Source organism: Acinetobacter sp. 226, assembly GCF_048147925.1.
Classification (GTDB): Bacteria; Pseudomonadota; Gammaproteobacteria; order Pseudomonadales; family Moraxellaceae; genus Acinetobacter; species Acinetobacter pecorum.
In genome coordinates, this window is the sequence record NZ_JAYWYX010000016.1 from 55,831 (window position 1) to 71,265 (window position 15,435).

The window sequence follows — 15,435 nt, forward strand, 5'->3', positions numbered from 1 at the left end:
GACAGCTGCTTTATTAATATCTCCTAAATCCCTTCTCACCCTCTCTCCCCTTTATGAAGCGTGAAATTTAGACTACCTGGACATTCAGGCTAAAAAAACGTATAACACCGTTTTAAATTTACAGGTGTGCACCGTTGAAACTTGTGCTTGCTCCCATGGAAGGCTTAACCGATCCGATTATGCGTGATGTACTAACATCCGTAGGTAGCTTTGACTGGTGTGTGACCGAGTTTATCCGTGTCACCGATTCCATTCTGCCCGACCATATTTATCACACATACTGTCCAGAACTGTTGAATGATGGCAAGACGGCGGCAGGTACACCGGTACATGTGCAGTTTCTGGGAAATAATCCGGAGATGCTGGCAGTGAATGCCGCCAAAGTGGCAGCCATGGGCGCACCGGCAATTGACATGAATTTTGGTTGTCCGGCCAAAACCGTGAATCGTCATCGCGGCGGCTCAATCCTTTTAGATGAACCCGAGGTCGTACATGAGCTGGTTAAAGCCGTGCGTGATGCCGTCCCTGCGCATATTCCAGTTTCCGCCAAAATGCGTCTGGGTTATATGGACCGCAATTTTATGCTGGAAAATGCGCATGCCATTGAAGATGCAGGAGCTTCATGGGTTACGGTACATGCACGTACTAAGGCCGATGGCTACACTCCGCCAGCATTCTGGGACCAACTACAACCGATTCGTGAAGCACTCAAGATCAATGTGATCGCCAATGGTGAAATCTGGAACAATGCCGATGCCAAACAGTGCCGTCTGGAATCCGGTTGTGAAGACCTGATGATTGGCCGAGGTGCAGTGACCACACCCGACCTGACCCAATGTATCCGTCAAAACTCGGATGCACCTTTGATGAACTGGAATGAACTGCTGCAACTGCAAATTCGTTTTATCAACGGCCCAGCCAAAACTGAGATCGGGATGGTCGGTCGTTACAAGCAATGGCTCGGCATGATGTCGAAACATTATCCTGAAGCTAAAGTATTATGGGATGAAGTAAAACGGATTAAAGTTCTAGCCGAAATTACCGAAAAACTGAAAGCTTCAAATATTTAAAACCCAAAAGCCTTTGAATGATTCAAAGGCTTTTTTATGGGCTCGTAAAAGCTTATGACTGCTTACGCTGCTTTAAGTTTTCTACGTGATCCCGATTGGTTTTCCAGGATTTTTCTAAAACTTCTTTTTCTAGCCGCAGTTGTATCCGTTTTAATTTCGTTTCCGAAATCATCTGCCGATCAAAACTTTTCACATAGTCAGTCCAGCCTGCCCCCCGAAACATATGATTTGGCATCGGCGTTTTAAACACGGCATCCGGCATAAATACAATCACAGAGTGCAAAAGATCTGGTTCCACAATATCTGCCAGTAGCTGTTCCAATACTTTGATGTGCTTATAGTTCTGATGAATCGGATTCTGAAATTTATAACTGTTTCTATAGATTTTCTGGGTCCAGGTTTTTTGTCGCTCGTTTCCAAATATCCAGCCTTTATAGTTTTTGGTCTCAATCACAAATATTCCGTAAGGACTTAATAACAGATGATCGATCTGCGTGGTCGCGCCCATCCCGTCTGGAAGAGTCAAATCATTGAGCAGAATATATTGAGGATCTTTTAAATACAGTTTGACATGAGCAGCAACCGCAAATTCTCCTAGTTTCCCTTTTAAAAGTGGCTTGAATAATTTAAAAATCATCACGCCAAAGAAAAGTAGAAGAACCCACCCTAAGCTGGACCAGAGTGGACTTAATAGCTGTATCGTAGAATGTTCCATATTCTAATTTTCGTTTATTTTAAGTGTTTAAATATTAATGCGTTCGCTCAATATTTAACAGGATTTGTTTTTTATCCAAACCACCGGCAAATCCTACCAGCTTGCCACTGCGACCAATCACCCGATGACAGGGTGCAATAATCGAAATCGGGTTTTTGCCATTGGCTGCACCCACGGCACGTACCGCCTTGATATTACCCACCTGTTCAGCAATGTCGCGATAGCTTCGCGTTTGTCCGTAGGGAATATTCAGGAGCGCCTGCCAGACTTTTTTCTGAAAATCAGTACCGGCAAAGTCCAAAGGCAGGTCAAAAACATTGCGCTGACCGGCAAAATATTCCTGAAGCTGACGTCTGGTTTCAATCAAAACCGGATGCTGCGGATCTTCAACCAGGATCGCCAGTTTCACCCGATTCGGCTGTTCCCAGTCCCAAAGCACGGCCACCAGTGCGGTTTCATTCGCGACCAGTCGTAACTGTCCTACGGGAGAATCCATATAGAGATAACTGAGCTGCATGGCCATACTCCTACTAGATCAGGTTTTCTATTACTCATCTTAATAGAATTTTGGACCACCCAATAGCCTTAAGATGAGGATAATTTCATCAAAACCAGACCGGAAATGATGAGTACAGCAGCCAGCATACGCAAGGCAGAAGCAGGTTCACCCAGAACCCAAATACCAATGAGAAATGAACCCACTGCACCAATCCCGGTCCAGATCGTATAGGCTGTACCTAGCGGCAAAGTACGCATCGCATAAGCCAGCAAAGCAAAACTCAGCACCATGAAAACAATGGTAATGATACTGGGGGTTAAACGAGTAAAACCTTCAGACAGCTTCATCGAATAAGCCCAAATGATTTCAAAAATACCTGCAAGAATAAGTACGATCCAGGCCATGCAGCCCTCCTCCTTTTATATAAGAATCAGGCCGTCCTGACGATTTTTCCTGTAAATTTTGCACTGCAATCCACAAGGGAGGTCGTTCCTCCTCAATATCCAGATATAGAAATTTTATTAATTCGCGTGCTAACAATGTGGTCATTGTTACAAAACATGACTTTTAGAGATACAAATTAACTTTGTCTTACTCAAGTCTTCACGACATTCTTATCTGCTCTGGTTATGGTAGAGACTAAAAATGGTAAGTTAGTATAGTTCCATACTCGGGCAGTTGAATTAATAACAATTAAATGAGAGTTGCTCAGAATGTTAAGTTATACACATTAATTAAATTCAAACATTTTAGGGATAAATTACATGATTAAACATAAATTCGTGAGAGATTGATCATTTTTTACTTGGTTGAATTATTAACTCTTGATTAACAAATAACCACCAAACATAAGGGTTATATGTAATAAAAAGAACCCAATTTGAGTTCTTTTTATACAAATATTGTCTAAATTGCAATCAACCACGGTACAAATGATTACATTTTATGCAACATATCCATATGGTTATCAACATAGATATCTACACACTTATCCATAAAGTTATCCACATATTTATGCGCATCTGATGTTTTAGCGATTAGAGTTGAATCTGCCCTACTCTGGCTAACTCTGCACGCATTTCATCAATCACAGCTTTATAATCTGGCTTGCCAAAAATAGCTGAACCTGCCACAAACATATCGGCGCCCGCTTCAGCAATTTCACGAATATTACTCGGCGTAACACCACCATCGACTTCCAGACGAATATCACGACCTGAAGCATCGATCAGTTGACGTGCCTGACGCAATTTATCCAAAGTCATTGGAATAAATTTCTGTCCACCAAAGCCCGGGTTTACACTCATGAGCAGGATTTGATCGACTTTATCCAGTACATAGTCCAGATAATGCAGTGGCGTTGCCGGATTAAATACCAAGCCCGCTTTGGCACCACCCGACTTGATCAACTGTAAAGAACGGTCAATATGATCAGAAGCTTCCGGATGGAAAGTAATGATGTCGGCACCCGCTTCGAGAAAATCCCCGATCATGCGATCTACCGGCTTAACCATCAAATGCACATCAATGGGTGCTTTGATGCTATATTTTTTCAAAGCCTTACACACGCCAGCACCAAAAGTCAGATTCGGCACGTAATGGTTATCCATAACATCAAAATGGACAACGTCTGCACCTGCGTCCAACACGTTCTCGACTTCTTCGCCTAGACGGGCAAAGTCAGCAGACAAAATAGAAGGGGCAATTAAATAAGACTTGGACATGGAGAACCTGGCTCGTTGAAATTGGATTTTTCCCATTATATCAAATCCGCTCCGGCTACTGTGACTTCGATGTTGCAAGAATAAAACGCTATGTAACGCTTTGCGGCTTATGATTCCACCCATGACTGGTTTAAAGTACAGGGGAATGATTACAAGTATAGAAGATCAATGAAGAAAAGTACTGCCCATATCCAGACACAACAAGCCTCACGCGTTGCCAAACGCCTGGCCAATCACTGGAAACATAAATTCAATATTGATGAAAATGAATCAGCTTTTCTGATTCATTTTCCAAGTGCGGAAGTGAACCTGGCGCCAGAAGCAGAGCATCTTACTGTAACGATTCAAAGTAACGATGACGCTACTGATCTGAATAAACTTGAAAATGTTGTGCTGGATCATCTAATCCGTATGGGCCAAGAACCACTGGAAGCAAATTGGCAACGTGATTAACTCAATCACGACTGACTGCTTGCTTAGACATTTTTGCATCAAAGGCATGAATACGCTCGATACGTTCCTGTTCTTCGGGATGCGTATTCAGCCATTTTTCAAGTTCAATCTGAATTACCAGCTCATCTTTTTTCGGCTGTGATAAACGCAGGTTTTCCACCCGTTGCAAGAAATTGGATAAATGAATACTGGAAATGCCGCGTCCGTGTAAATGTTTCATGGCATAGTCGTCTGCATCATATTCCAGATGTTTTGAATAATCAGCATCACTTAACTTCACTGCAGCTGCAGTGAGCATACTGCTGCCATCCTGGAAAATCATTTCCCATGCCATCGCGACACTGGATGCTGCAATCAGCTTTTGCATGGCATGCTGGCGTACAATATGACCTTGTTCATGCGCCAGTACTGCAAGTACCTCTTCTTCATTTTCTGCGATCGCCACCAATTCATCCGTGACTAAAATAGTATTGTTCGGAATCGCCAAGGCATTGGCGCCCAGCTCTTTACCTTTACGGAAAATCAGTTTAGCAGGCGCATGCGGATTTTCAGCAATTTCCTGTTGAAAACGCTGACGTATGCGACTTTGATAATCAGCACTTAAAGCAGACACTTCCGTCCTTTTCACCAAATTCTGTTCAGTGACATCACCAATGCGCTGTACCGTATTGTCTGGTACCCAGGCTGTAACTTGTTTGGCGCCCCACGGAATCACCCATTTCACGACACTAAAGATCATGACCAAAGCCAATACTAGCAAGGTGAGCAACTGCGCAGGCGAGCGCTCCAATTGCCATATTGCTTCATAAATAGCTTTTTGTGGTTTGGCAAACCAATGTGGTACACGGCCAATAAACTCAATACGTGCATCATTCGGAAGTTCTACAATCGCAGGTCGACGGCCCACAGCACCAATAAAAGCCATCATTTTATAAGGAATCTCTACATCCCGGTTTTCGTCATCGATATAACTTAATTGAATGAGGTGCTGATCAAGGGGGCGGATTAAAGCGGGATGTGCTATTGCAGAGCTACCATCATAATAAAGCACTTCAACAGGTCTTTTTTGCATGATGATTCCCCCTACAATGATGCATCAAAATCAAACATAGAACTAAATTCAGCTGCCAGGGAATTAGGGTCAGGCTGCAACATATTTTGTAATTCGTTAGGATCATCCAAGACAAAGAGTTCCAACATACTGGTTTTATATTGATAAAAACGGATGTCGGCCCATGCGGATAACAGGCCCAAACTGATAATTTTTAATACCCAGTTTGACAAAACAATCCATGCATAACGCCATGGATTAGCACGTGTTTTAAAAAAATTCTCACCTAGAAACAGATTGTTCCATGTGGTGATATAGATCCGTGCCAACATGATCGGTAAGATAAAAATCAGGCCAATGACCCACAGCAATAATAAAATCACAATCAACAAGTCATGTTCTGAGTTTGACGATTGACTTGCATCGATCAGGGCCACCATCGCAAAGCTAAAAGCCAGCATCAACAGTAAAGGTCGATAGACAGCCGACATATAATTTTTGTGGGTAGCATTCAAGCGAAATTTAAATTGTCCCAATTGTAAATGATCAAAGCAATAATGCTTATAGAGCCAAATTAAACGAGGTAGCAAAATAAATAAACTTAAGAGAGTCTTGATTACCTCGACACTCAATAAGCGATATAAATATTTGTTTTCACCATAGAAATAAAAACGTGTATTGCCAAATTTGGTGTTGCGACTTCTAAATTTAAGCGTCAGGCGAAACAACCACGGTACCGCCATATACAACATGCCCAAGCCCAGAGTGGCCAACAACACCGAGTAGTTCGACACCATCAAGAACACTATATAAATTTCCAGGGCTAAAAGCCGGCCAAGAAAAATCTTGCTGGGTAAACCGGTAAAATCAAAGCGACGCTGCAAAAATTCGGTATTGCCATAAAAATAACGCTGACGACGCGATTTCGCCCAAGGTGAATACAAGGTCAAGGTCAATACCGTCAATAAAATATTACTCAACCAGATACCAAAATATTCTGAGGTACTACCATGAAACTTGAATTCATATCGCTGATATTTCGGTCTGACCGAAGGCGTGGCTTCAGTCGAAAAACTTGAAGCAGCTGGAAATAATGGCTCACTGACACGAATACCGCCTGCTGTCTGCTGCATGACGACCCCAATTTTTTATACTTTTATACAACTGATATTAAAAGAAAAACCCCCAGAATGTAAAAACATTTTGGAGGTTTTTTAATCTTTTTAGCGCTATTACATCTTTGCAATACCGATTTAAGGATTTAACTGCACGGCATGGAATTGCAAATGATCATCTACAAAACTTTGAATAAAGTAATACCCATGATCATAGCCCTGATGTTCACGTAAAGTTAAGGGCTGGTTCACGGTATCACAAGCCTGCTGAAACAAGGCTGGATTGAGCTGACTATAGAACTGGTCTGAGAACCCCTGATCAATCAGGATATCATTGAACAATGCACCTTTCTCCTGAACCAAAGCGGTCGCATCGTGCTTGAGCCATTCTTCACGGTTTTCACCCAGATAATTCGAGAACGCCTTGTCGCCCCACGGGCACTGGCTTGGCGCACAAATGGGTGCAAAGGCTGAAACAGATTTGAATTTTTCCGGATATTTAAATGCCAGGGTCAAGGCACCATGCCCACCCATAGAGTGGCCAAAGATGCCGATTTTACTGGAATGGATCACGAATTCCTCAGTGACCAGTGCATAGAGCTCATCCACAATGAAACTTTCCATCTGGTAATGTTCAGCCCACGGCTCCTGGGTTGCATTGATATAAAAACCCGCACCCTGACCAATATCCCAGTTGTCGCCTTCTGCCACGCCTTCACCGCGTGGTGAGGTATCCGGTGTGATTAAAATTAACCCCAATTGTGATGCCAGGCGCTGGGCATGTGCCTTGATGGCAAAGGTTTCTTCAGTACAGGTCAAACCTGCCAGATAGAATAATGCCGGACAGCTATGACCTTCCAAGGCTTGAGGCGGCAGATAAATTCCAAATTTAGTCGGGGTTTTAAGATAGCGCGAATCAAAACGATAAATCCGCTGTTCACCCTCAAAGCTTCTATTGTTCTGTATAAGTTCCATGGCTATTCCTTATTATTGCAGCCGATCTATTGGGGATATTGGGCTAGGGAGACTGTATCGTGGTGCTATTCTGGGGAAATAAACGCTGCTCCAGTTGAGGCAACATCAATTCCATATTCTTGCCAATCACCCATTGCGGTTCTGAAGGTTCGAAGCCCTGGACTGCCTCCCATTTAGCTACCGTAGTTTTAGCCTGTTCAAAAGAGGCTTTTAGACTATTATTTTCACGCATGGCTTCATCAAATAATGCCCGGCCAAAATAGGTATAATCCGCTTCATTGGAACAGCCAAAAGACTGGCGGTCAGCTGCTGAGGCAGTGATAATCAGGGTATTATCATTCTGCAAGGCAGAAGCAAAACTGCCCGAGAAACAGGCTGAAATCACAATCACCCGCCAGCGGATTCCGGATGCATCCAAGGTATCACGCAACCATTTTGGATCGACTTGTGCCAGATCCAGCGGAGCATTTTCCATTTCGAACACATTTGGCAAACCGTGAGAAGTCATATATAAAAACAGCACATCACTTTCACGGTTCATCTGCTGCCCCATACGGCGCAATGCCAGTTCCATACTGGTTCTGGAAGCAATCGGTACGGTGGTACGTGTCGCCGGATGATTAACCAGGGCAATGGATCGGCCAAAAGTACCAAAACGGGTATCAAACTGTTCTTTAATCCGCTCGACTTCAGAATAGAATACATCTTGATAGCTGGCTCCAGCCACCCCCATGAAATACCAGTGCGACTGTGCAAATTCACCATATTCAATGTTTTCCAGCGCTTTGTTCAGCAGAACTGGCTGGGCGTAGAATGCATCTTCAGCAAAACTTGGTGGAATTTCTTCAACTTTCCAGATGGGCTGATCTTTGACTGAAATCTGCCAGACCACCAAGGTAAACAAGGTCGCCAACATGATCAGCGCACGTTCCCACCATGGCCATTTTAATTCACGCGAGATGACCCAGACCACTGCCAGACTTTGCCAGACAAACAGCATGACAAAGAGCGTTGGAATATAGTCATAGAGGATATATGGCAGATAATCCAGATCACCCAGATACTGGATCAGGCACTGGAACAGCATGATATGGGTATCTAATACTAGCCATAATAGGGCCGGTACAAGCATCAGGCGTGGATTATTGACCCGTTGCGAAAGAAAAATACCAACAATCAGAGCAATAAAAGGCCATAGCGCATAACTGATCAGGCCTTGAGAGTTAAAATCTCCCATACGGCCTGAACTGAGCCAGCTAAATAAACTGTTGGCACACCCTCCCAGAATCCCCCAGAACACCAGTTGCATGATGGATGGACGAACCAGCTGTAAAGAACGCCGAGATCCCAAAAATAACCACATCCCGGCAGTTTGGTTGCTTTTAAAATCGTGCCAAAAATTAATGGAGGGTTTAAAGTCGATCATAGGATGTCAAGGAGATAAGTGGTTCGCCAATGTGCTGAATAAGTTTATGCTTGATAAGCATTTAATCAATGTTAATTTTAAATATATAACAAATCTTTGCTTAATAAAGAAGCCATTCTCCTATTCAGCTACAAGTTCATGCTGAAAATACGCATCAAAGCGACAAGCATCACCTTGCCATTGATGATTAGGTTCTTTTCCGGCCAGAAATACCGCCAGACGCGGACGCTTGACCACGACACGCCTGCCAATTTTTTGTGCCAGTTCCAGAAGATTATCGCCCAGATCCATTTCACCATCTTCAGGCAATAACATATGTAACAGCTGCATCTGTTTTTTGACCTGTGCCTGTTTTTTGACTGCCTGCTGGTTTTGGTCACGCTGAGGGAACATCGGGTCAAGATAAACCACATCAACAATCTGCTGCTGCTCGGCCTGCTGTTTTAAATAATCGGCTGAATCTGAAAATACCAAATGAATCCGGGATACGACCTGACTCAGGAACGCATCCGACTGGGCACGTGTATGGCTATCTTCCAGCAAGGTGAATAAAATCGGATGCCGTTCAACCAGGGTGACTTTCGCGCCTAAATGTGCCATCAACAGACTGTCATGTCCCAAACCTGCAGTAGCATCAATCAGGCTCGGCTTCTCAGCTAAATTACAAGCGCGTGCAATCATTTCCGATTTTAAAGAAGCCCGTTTTAACCGTCCGGTTTCCGCTCGCCAGTCTGGTTGCATTTTCATACCATTGGCACATAACCAGAGTCCGTCAGCATCAACACAAAGGGCCAGTTCAGGATTTAAGCGGAAAAAACGTGCATTGAGTTTTTCCACGTGTTCAATCTCGACCACTACCCCACGAGCAGAAAGCACAGCCTTGAAGTGCTGTGCTTTCTCTTGATAGTCAGATTCGGCATATAAGCGAATCGTGCTTACCATAATTTCCAACCTGTATAGGCAAATAATAAAATCAGCAGACCTGAAACAATACGGTACCAGGCAAAGATCATAAAGTCGCGCTTGGCCACATATGCTACCAGCGCACGGATGAGTAACAATGCCGAAACGAAAGAAACCAGAAGCCCGACCGCAATTACGGTCCAGTCTTCAGTGGTATTTAGAACATCATAGCTTTGATAAAGATCGAGCAGGCCAGCACCAATAATCACCGGAATACCCAGAAAAAATGAGAATTCAGTTGCGGCCTTGCGTGATACGCCCAGGAACATCGCACCGATAATGGTCGCACCAGAACGAGACGTCCCCGGTATCAAGGACAAGACCTGAATCAGACCAATCCAGCACGCATCTTTAATGCTGAGCTCTTCAACTTCATGGACACGCACTTGAGGTGGATTCTTTTCAATCCAGATAATAATCAGACCACCAATAATCAGTCCCATGGCGATGGCAATATCATTGAACAGAAACTGCTTGACCGTTTGGCCAAAAGTCAGACCAATCAATACAATCGGGATAGATGCCAGAATCAGACCTATACCTAGACGGCGACCTTGTGGCTCACCACTGACAATCCCGGTCGCTGCTCCCCAAAGACGTGCCCAGTATTCATAAATAACTGCAGCAATTGCCCCCATCTGGATTGCGATGACAAATACATCACTCTTTTCCTTGGTCCAGAAATTCATTAATTCTGATGCCAAAATCAAATGGCCGGTACTGGAAATAGGCAAAAACTCGGTAATGCCTTCGACAACACCCATGAGAGCCGCTTTGAGTAGCAGTAAAAGATCCATGCTTTATCCTAGTTAATTATGCTTTACCTTGTTCTGGAATTTTTTTCCATGCGTTATCACGTAAATATACCGGTAATGCCAATTCTGCACTGACCCAGTTTTCGGTTTGTGCTGCTACACGTGCGATGCTGGCAATATCCTGTGCGGTCGCGTGCACATTTTTATAAATTGACGTTTCACTTTGTACCAGTTCAGCTCCTGAACCGACCGGAGTATACTTTACTGCCTGACGACCCTCAGCATAATTTAACAGTTGCTCATCATCGACCGGCTGCATAATTCCTTGGGTATCCAGTTGATAGCTCGCGATATAGACTTCGCTCATTCGGGCATCCAATACGGCAGACACTTCAGTCAACCCGTGTAAGCGGTAGGCGGCTTGAGCCAAAGCCTGCAAAGTCGACACCGGAATCACTGGCAAATCATTGGACCAGGCCAGAGCCTGAGTTACAGCAGCATTAATCCGCACACCACTAAATGAACCCGGACCACGACTAAAGGCAATCGCGGTCAAGTCAGCAATGTCCAGTCCAAGATCTCGCAGACCTTGTTCAATCATCGGAAGAATTGTTTGCGTTTGTGCCCTGGCGCGCGCATCAAGCTGAAAAAATAATTCTTGTGTATCATCGATTACAGAAACGGAACACTGCTCATTGGCAGTCTCCAATGCCAGCACTTTCATGCACAACCTTAATTCAGAGAATATAAAAACGCGGATATGATACTCCACTCATATCCGCTGCGCGAGATTTTCCCGAAACAGATACAAAAATGCCTAGAAAATCTAGGCTTATAATTCAGACTATAGAATAAAGAAAAGTACCCTAAAGTTGCACTTCTTCCAAGTCCTGAAAGTTTTGAAAATGCTCGGCATAATGCATGGCACTCATTTTCAGTTTTTGAATACTGTCATCATCCAGCGTTTTTACCACTTTACCGGGTGAGCCCATCACCACAGAATTGTCTGGAATCACCTTACCTTCAGGAATCAGAGCATTGGCACCAATAATACAATTCTTGCCAATCACGGCATGGTTCAGAATAACTGCCTGAATTCCGATCAGGCTATTATCGCCAATGGTACAGCCATGCAGCATGGCCTGATGGCCGATTGTCACATAATCACCAATGTGCATCTCAATGCCTGCATCCGTATGCAACACTGCATTTTCCTGCACATTGCTAAAGTCACCCAATTTAATTTTACTGTTATCTGCACGTACTACAGCCCCAAACCAGACACTGACTTGGCGCCCCAGTTCAACTTGTCCAATCACGGTTGCCGTTGGTGCCACCCAGCCATCCCAAGGCTGATGTGTAGCATTAGGGGTATAGTCCTTAAATTTATACAACATTGATAAAATCCTGTTCAATGGTTAAAAAAGTTTGGAGATTTAAAGGCCGGCGAATTCAGCAAAAATGGCCAGTCTTTCTTATAATCCAGTCCATACTGGAACAGAGAAATCAGCATACGTGCGGTCAATCCCCAGACCACTTCATTTTCTACCCGCATACTCGGAAAATATAAAGATTGCTGGGCAAAACGGACTTCATAGGGCGTGGGCGTCACTTCAAGCAAATGCTGCAATGAAGCAAAGAAAATCCGGTCAATTTCTGTTGGCTGTGGAATCAGTTGCACTTGCGGAGGAATCAACCCCACAATCGGCTTGACCAGCATACCATTTCGGGCTTTTTGCATGGGCAAATCACCCATTAAATGCACATCAAAGGGGTTCAATGCCGTTTCTTCATAGGCCTCTCTTAAAGCCACTACAATATTACTGGTATCTTGCGGATCACGCTTCCCCCCGGGAAATGAGACTTCTCCAGCATGATTATTCAAATAGGCTGAACGGCGTGTCAGCAATACTTTGGGGTCAGCTTCATCTGTAATTGCAATCAACACGGCAGCATGCGCAGATCGGATACGCCTGGAAAAACGTAATCTCTGCCGCAACCTTTGTGTCAATTCACATCCATCCATTCTTTCAGCCCTAGCAATGATCATAATTTCATCATAGCTGATTTTTGTCAGGACGGGAGAGAAATGATGCCAAATTTAGGTTTTTCAGTTATCCTGAGCTTACTTTTATCATTGATGATGAATATGAACTTCTGTGTGAATTGTGGACATAAAACCACAGCTAAAATTCCTTTGGGCGATCAGCAGATTCGCAGCGTGTGTGATTCATGCGGCTCTATTCATTATATTAATCCGAAAGTCATTTGTGGTGCTTTGGTCCTGTTCGAAAACAAGGTGCTGCTGTGCCGTCGTGCCATTGAACCACGTTACGGCTTATGGACGTTACCTGCCGGCTATATGGAACTGTTTGAAACCATGGAGCAAGGCGCGGCACGGGAAACCCGTGAAGAAGCTGAAGCTGAAGTAGACATTGAACAGCTGTACTGCATGTATAACATTCCGCGTATTGGTCAGATTTATGTACTGTTTAAAGCCAATCTGATTGATGGAAAATTTGGTGCGGGTGAAGAAACCATCGAAAGCCGTCTGTTCGATGAAGCTGATATTCCCTGGACTGAACTTGCCTTCCCGAGTGTAGAACATACCCTCAGACATTATTTTGAAGACCGGAAAAATAATACTTTCCCAATGCATCTGGAAACCTTAGGCACACGTCTAGACCATACCGGCTAAATTCAGCATACATAAAAAATCCCACACTAAGATGGGATTTTTTATTTTTAAAAATATTATTTGGCTTTGACTTGATAACAATCTGCCAGCTTAAACTCAACAGACCCACCATTTAGTTTAGCCAGTTGAGTATCTGCAGGCGTTAAATCCTTATTATTGTTATTATAAACTTTCTGAAAACTGGCATAGGTATTGGCCCACTGCACCTCTTCACCTACCGAATTCAGGAAAGTGACACGTCCAGTCTGGCCAACATTGCTATTCAATACATTAGACAAATTAAGCAATGCGCCACCGATCACAATCGAATCCTTTGGATCCGTTGAGGACTGGATACGCGAGTCAAGCCCAACCAATGCACCATTTAAGTTGCCAAACTTTTCATTGGCCAGAATCAGGCGCATTGATACCGCTTTATCGGCAACAAATGCACGACCTAAAGTGCCAAGTCGGTATTGCTGTACACCGTTGATTAACAGGTTACTGCCTAATACATCTCCCTGGCAACCTGCTACCGGGTCAGTTGCCAAATTGCTGGCAGATTGCATATTGGTACGTACATCCCCATTACTGTCAATCACAATTCCCAAGGTAATTGGATTCACTGTGCTCTCGGTAAATTTAAACTCCAGATTGGCGTACATTGGGAAAATATAACTCTGCCCAGGTTCTACGTTCTCCGCTGTTCTAAAGATCTGACGATCCAGATAACTAATCGGGAAAATCTTGTAGAGGTCAAAGCTTCCAGCATAATTCTCATTATCAGCCGCTAAGCGCCATAAACCCAAGTTGGCTTGATCAGAGGCATCTAGTACCGTTTTGTCAGTTACTTTTTTATAAAAAGCTTCCTTACCTGCGATCACATAATCATTCAATAATTTGCCTTGGTACAGTTCAAGCGGATTACTAGAATTCGCCACATTCAGGCGATAAGGCGTAGTGATGGTTTTTCTGGTTGGGTGAATCCAGGAACTTTGTGGATCTGCAGTCATCTGTACCGGCTTCACCTTACGGATAAGCTGAGCATTAATGCCCCCCAAGGAAGATAAATTTTCTGTCGCCATTTTTAACTGTGTATCACGCCATTGCAGGCCACTACCAAAGGTATAGCCTTGGCGATCGGTAATCAGCATAAAATGGCCAAATAAATATTTGGTATTTTTATTTTTAATATCACATGGACTTAGGTTACAACCTACCAGTCCATCTGAACCCGACAGATTAGTACCAATTACACCTGAAGTTGAGAACAATGAAAACTCTGGCTGATACACGGCTGCATTGGCAATCGTTACCAGTTTTTTAACTGTGGCAAAAGCCACCTCATCAGTAATCTGGCTGACATCCACAAAATCTTTAATTTTCTTTTCAAAATCAGTATCAGTCAGGCTGATATTTCCGCTGGTTTTTGCCAGGTCTTTGCGCATCTCTTCGGTAATATATAAAGGCTGTACATCCGATGGATTTACAATACGCCCTTCTTGTAGCGCCAAAGCTTGTAAAATTTTAACCAGACGCATAGCCACCTGAACGGTAGGGTCTGTAGTGACCAAATCACCTACTCGGCGTCCGGTAATCCCACTTGCAATATCAATTACACTTAAACGCGGCAACTGGGTCTGGGCATTAAAAATGGCATAGTCGCTCAGTTTAATTTGCCCTAAATTGATCTTGTTTGAAGCAAAACTTTGAATATAAAATTCAATATTATCTGTCTTTGTACAGGTTCCGGAAGCTACACCATTTTTACTATCAAATAATGTAATAAATGTATTTTCTGTATCACTACTACAGTTAAAGTTCAGACCATCGAGTGGATATTCCAGTCCCCATTCCACACAGTTGGTGGTACCGGGAGTACACGTACCATTGGTCGTGGCTTCATCATTTTTTTCTGGAATAACGTTGGCACTTTCCCCACCGCAACCACTGAGTGTGGCCAAAAGTGCAGTTACAGCAAATGGGTATAATAATTTATTTTTCATTTTTCT

The 15,435-nt window shown here is 43.6% G+C and carries 17 protein-coding genes; 3 read left to right on the forward strand and 14 right to left on the reverse strand.

Annotated features, from left to right (window positions below):
* Positions 1-134: 134 nt before the first annotated feature.
* The gene (locus VXP95_RS09215; RefSeq protein WP_416711888.1) at positions 135-1,070 is read left to right on the forward strand and encodes a tRNA dihydrouridine synthase; all 936 of its coding nucleotides are present in this window, start codon (positions 135-137) and stop codon (positions 1,068-1,070) included.
* A 52-nt stretch (positions 1,071-1,122) separates the two neighbouring features.
* Here the strand turns inward: VXP95_RS09215 and VXP95_RS09220 are convergent, their stop codons facing one another.
* The 4 genes from VXP95_RS09220 to rpe form a co-directional block, all read right to left on the reverse strand.
* Positions 1,123-1,785 carry a nuclease-related domain-containing protein gene (locus tag VXP95_RS09220; protein ID WP_416711889.1) on the reverse strand — a complete coding sequence of 221 codons (663 nt, stop codon included), beginning with the start codon at positions 1,783-1,785 and terminating at the stop codon, positions 1,123-1,125.
* 34 nt (positions 1,786-1,819) lie between these two features.
* Positions 1,820-2,302: a methylated-DNA--[protein]-cysteine S-methyltransferase gene (locus VXP95_RS09225; RefSeq protein ID WP_416711890.1), complete on the reverse strand. Its 483-nt coding sequence runs from the start codon at positions 2,300-2,302 to the stop codon at positions 1,820-1,822.
* A gap of 68 nt (positions 2,303-2,370) precedes the next feature.
* Entirely contained in the window at positions 2,371-2,688 is a 318-nt protein-coding gene (sugE, locus tag VXP95_RS09230; RefSeq protein ID WP_416711891.1) for a quaternary ammonium compound efflux SMR transporter SugE, read from the reverse strand.
* 633 nt (positions 2,689-3,321) lie between these two features.
* Positions 3,322-4,008: a ribulose-phosphate 3-epimerase gene (gene rpe, locus VXP95_RS09235; RefSeq protein ID WP_416681185.1), complete on the reverse strand. Its 687-nt coding sequence runs from the start codon at positions 4,006-4,008 to the stop codon at positions 3,322-3,324.
* A gap of 168 nt (positions 4,009-4,176) precedes the next feature.
* Between rpe and VXP95_RS09240 the strand changes: the two genes are divergently transcribed.
* Complete coding sequence (locus VXP95_RS09240) at positions 4,177-4,461, forward strand: DUF2218 domain-containing protein (RefSeq protein ID WP_064101817.1); 285 nt, start codon at positions 4,177-4,179, stop codon at positions 4,459-4,461.
* A gap of 1 nt (position 4,462) precedes the next feature.
* Here the strand turns inward: VXP95_RS09240 and VXP95_RS09245 are convergent, their stop codons facing one another.
* The 9 genes from VXP95_RS09245 to VXP95_RS09285 all read right to left on the reverse strand — a co-directional run bounded on the left by VXP95_RS09245 (position 4,463) and on the right by VXP95_RS09285 (position 12,772).
* Positions 4,463-5,533, reverse strand: coding sequence for a M48 family metallopeptidase (locus VXP95_RS09245; protein WP_416711892.1), 1,071 nt, complete (start codon positions 5,531-5,533; stop codon positions 4,463-4,465).
* An 11-nt stretch (positions 5,534-5,544) separates the two neighbouring features.
* Positions 5,545-6,645 carry a YjgN family protein gene (locus VXP95_RS09250; RefSeq protein ID WP_416706137.1) on the reverse strand — a complete coding sequence of 367 codons (1,101 nt, stop codon included), beginning with the start codon at positions 6,643-6,645 and terminating at the stop codon, positions 5,545-5,547.
* 120 nt (positions 6,646-6,765) lie between these two features.
* Positions 6,766-7,602, reverse strand: coding sequence for an S-formylglutathione hydrolase (fghA, locus tag VXP95_RS09255; RefSeq protein ID WP_416681181.1), 837 nt, complete (start codon positions 7,600-7,602; stop codon positions 6,766-6,768).
* Positions 7,603-7,645: 43 nt separating this feature from the next.
* Positions 7,646-9,028 (reverse strand): C13 family peptidase, encoded by a 1,383-nt coding sequence (locus VXP95_RS09260; RefSeq protein ID WP_416711893.1) that lies wholly within the window; start codon positions 9,026-9,028, stop codon positions 7,646-7,648.
* Between the two features lie 120 nt (positions 9,029-9,148).
* A complete protein-coding gene (locus VXP95_RS09265; RefSeq protein ID WP_064097032.1) occupies positions 9,149-9,970 on the reverse strand; it encodes a class I SAM-dependent methyltransferase in 822 nt (273 codons plus the stop codon).
* Positions 9,964-10,788, reverse strand: coding sequence for an undecaprenyl-diphosphate phosphatase (locus tag VXP95_RS09270; protein WP_064101820.1), 825 nt, complete (start codon positions 10,786-10,788; stop codon positions 9,964-9,966). Before VXP95_RS09270 ends, VXP95_RS09265 begins: the two co-directional genes overlap by 7 nt.
* A gap of 16 nt (positions 10,789-10,804) precedes the next feature.
* Positions 10,805-11,470 carry a tRNA (adenosine(37)-N6)-threonylcarbamoyltransferase complex dimerization subunit type 1 TsaB gene (gene tsaB, locus VXP95_RS09275; protein ID WP_064097034.1) on the reverse strand — a complete coding sequence of 222 codons (666 nt, stop codon included), beginning with the start codon at positions 11,468-11,470 and terminating at the stop codon, positions 10,805-10,807.
* A 142-nt stretch (positions 11,471-11,612) separates the two neighbouring features.
* Positions 11,613-12,140 carry a gamma carbonic anhydrase family protein gene (locus VXP95_RS09280; RefSeq protein WP_416681255.1) on the reverse strand — a complete coding sequence of 176 codons (528 nt, stop codon included), beginning with the start codon at positions 12,138-12,140 and terminating at the stop codon, positions 11,613-11,615.
* Between the two features lie 17 nt (positions 12,141-12,157).
* The gene (locus VXP95_RS09285) at positions 12,158-12,772 is read right to left on the reverse strand and encodes an NUDIX hydrolase (RefSeq protein WP_416681178.1); all 615 of its coding nucleotides are present in this window, start codon (positions 12,770-12,772) and stop codon (positions 12,158-12,160) included.
* Between the two features lie 123 nt (positions 12,773-12,895).
* On the opposite strand from VXP95_RS09285, the gene VXP95_RS09290 reads away from it, so the two are divergent.
* On the forward strand, positions 12,896-13,444 hold the full coding sequence (locus VXP95_RS09290) for an NUDIX hydrolase (RefSeq protein WP_171255272.1): 549 nt from the start codon (positions 12,896-12,898) through the stop codon (positions 13,442-13,444).
* A 56-nt stretch (positions 13,445-13,500) separates the two neighbouring features.
* On the opposite strand, the gene VXP95_RS09295 is transcribed toward VXP95_RS09290, so the two are convergent.
* Positions 13,501-15,429 carry a hypothetical protein gene (locus VXP95_RS09295; protein WP_416711894.1) on the reverse strand — a complete coding sequence of 643 codons (1,929 nt, stop codon included), beginning with the start codon at positions 15,427-15,429 and terminating at the stop codon, positions 13,501-13,503.
* Positions 15,430-15,435 lie beyond the last annotated feature (6 nt).

What these genes read in the sequence shown, in the direction of transcription:
- VXP95_RS09220 (WP_416711889.1), bottom strand. Translation starts at nt 1,785, where the DNA reads ATGGAACATTCTACGATACAGCTATTAAGTCCACTCTGGTCCAGCTTA.
- VXP95_RS09225 (WP_416711890.1), bottom strand. Translation starts at nt 2,302, where the DNA reads ATGCAGCTCAGTTATCTCTATATGGATTCTCCCGTAGGACAGTTACGA.
- sugE (WP_416711891.1), bottom strand. Translation starts at nt 2,688, where the DNA reads ATGGCCTGGATCGTACTTATTCTTGCAGGTATTTTTGAAATCATTTGG.
- rpe (WP_416681185.1), bottom strand. Translation starts at nt 4,008, where the DNA reads ATGTCCAAGTCTTATTTAATTGCCCCTTCTATTTTGTCTGCTGACTTT.
- VXP95_RS09240 (WP_064101817.1), top strand. Translation starts at nt 4,177, where the DNA reads ATGAAGAAAAGTACTGCCCATATCCAGACACAACAAGCCTCACGCGTT.
- VXP95_RS09245 (WP_416711892.1), bottom strand. Translation starts at nt 5,533, where the DNA reads ATGCAAAAAAGACCTGTTGAAGTGCTTTATTATGATGGTAGCTCTGCA.
- VXP95_RS09250 (WP_416706137.1), bottom strand. Translation starts at nt 6,645, where the DNA reads ATGCAGCAGACAGCAGGCGGTATTCGTGTCAGTGAGCCATTATTTCCA.
- fghA (WP_416681181.1), bottom strand. Translation starts at nt 7,602, where the DNA reads ATGGAACTTATACAGAACAATAGAAGCTTTGAGGGTGAACAGCGGATT.
- VXP95_RS09260 (WP_416711893.1), bottom strand. Translation starts at nt 9,028, where the DNA reads ATGATCGACTTTAAACCCTCCATTAATTTTTGGCACGATTTTAAAAGC.
- VXP95_RS09265 (WP_064097032.1), bottom strand. Translation starts at nt 9,970, where the DNA reads ATGGTAAGCACGATTCGCTTATATGCCGAATCTGACTATCAAGAGAAA.
- VXP95_RS09270 (WP_064101820.1), bottom strand. Translation starts at nt 10,788, where the DNA reads ATGGATCTTTTACTGCTACTCAAAGCGGCTCTCATGGGTGTTGTCGAA.
- tsaB (WP_064097034.1), bottom strand. Translation starts at nt 11,470, where the DNA reads ATGAAAGTGCTGGCATTGGAGACTGCCAATGAGCAGTGTTCCGTTTCT.
- VXP95_RS09285 (WP_416681178.1), bottom strand. Translation starts at nt 12,772, where the DNA reads ATGGATGGATGTGAATTGACACAAAGGTTGCGGCAGAGATTACGTTTT.
- VXP95_RS09290 (WP_171255272.1), top strand. Translation starts at nt 12,896, where the DNA reads ATGAACTTCTGTGTGAATTGTGGACATAAAACCACAGCTAAAATTCCT.
- VXP95_RS09295 (WP_416711894.1), bottom strand. Translation starts at nt 15,429, where the DNA reads ATGAAAAATAAATTATTATACCCATTTGCTGTAACTGCACTTTTGGCC.